Annotated in this window: 2 protein-coding genes; one reads left to right on the top strand and one right to left on the bottom strand. The window is 26.2% G+C overall.

Features of this window, described 5'->3' with window-relative positions; genetic code table 11:
* Positions 1-56 precede the first annotated feature (56 nt).
* Positions 57-779: an EcsC family protein gene (locus tag NSA58_RS20440; RefSeq protein ID WP_039678001.1), complete on the top strand. Its 723-nt coding sequence runs from the start codon at positions 57-59 to the stop codon at positions 777-779.
* Between the two features lie 96 nt (positions 780-875).
* Here the strand turns inward: NSA58_RS20440 and NSA58_RS20435 are convergent, their stop codons facing one another.
* A complete protein-coding gene (locus NSA58_RS20435) occupies positions 876-1,109 on the bottom strand; it encodes a hypothetical protein (protein WP_039678000.1) in 234 nt (77 codons plus the stop codon).
* Positions 1,110-1,214: the final 105 nt, after the last annotated feature.

Genomic DNA, 1,214 nt, shown 5'->3' with positions numbered 1-1,214 from the left:
CGATAAGATAAATAATTGTAATAATGGAATTATAAATTTTAACAAAGGAGGTTTATATGGACAATTATATGATTGATGCAAAGGTTCAACATAAACTATGGAAAAGAGAAATGAAAAAGAAAGTATCTTTAATAAATAAAGTTACATCAATGACACAAAAGAAGTTTAATAGTATGTTGCCTAAGAAATATCATGAAATACTAACTAATGCAGTTAAGACCATGGTGAAATCAGTATTGTTTGGATATAAATATATTACTAAAGAACCTTTTGAAAATATTTCTATAGAAGAAAGAGAAAAAATTGTGAATAGTAAAATAAACTTTTATAAAAAAACTGCTATGGCAGAAGGATTTGCAACAGGGGCAGGAGGTATTATTTTAGGTATGACCGATTTCCCATTACTTCTCAGTATAAAGGTGAAACTTTTATATGATATTGCAGCAATCTATGGATTTGATGTTAGAGATTATAAAGAAAGACTATATATACTTCATATAATTCAATTAGCCTTTTCTTCTCAAAGTTATGGTAAAAATATATTTGATAAAATGGAGAATTGGGAAGCTTATTCATGTGGTTTACCAAATGATATTAATGATTTTAATTGGCAATCATTTCAACAAGAATATAGAGATTATTTAGATTTGGCTAAACTATTGCAACTAATGCCAGGTATAGGAGCAGCTGTTGGATTTTATGTTAATGGTAAACTACTTGATAAATTAGGCGAAGTAGCAATTAATTCATATCGAATGAGATTGGAAGAGTTTAAGTAAATAATAGAAATAGACAAGTACACAAAATGCTAAATAAAAATCGTCAAACATATTACAAGTAAATAATGTTTGACGATTTATTTATGTTAAGAAGCTTTAAATTTCTTTAAGTGAAATTATTGAGTTGTTTGGTAAATAATAAGTATTTTCTTTGTCAAAATTACTTTTGTGATAATCTGATCCTGAATTTGAAAATGTTGGGGCTATGGTAATAGAATTTTCGTCAGAATCGATAACCTCACCAACTATAGGCACAGAACTCAAATAAGTATTAACTTCAACGGGCTTTTGTAAAAATTCATTGTAATTATAAGAAGAATTATTATCCATTATTTTCACTCCTTTTAAGTAATAAAATGTCCATATATTAGTAGTATTAAATTTTTATGACATTATATGCACAATTAAAGAATAAAAACAAAAAAGAAGTTTTTT

The organism is Terrisporobacter muris (assembly GCF_024621905.1).
In the GTDB taxonomy this organism is placed as follows: Bacteria; Bacillota; Clostridia; order Peptostreptococcales; family Peptostreptococcaceae; genus Terrisporobacter; species Terrisporobacter muris.
Note: the sequence above shows the minus strand (reverse complement) of the source record. Positions and strands in the feature narration are given on the sequence as shown.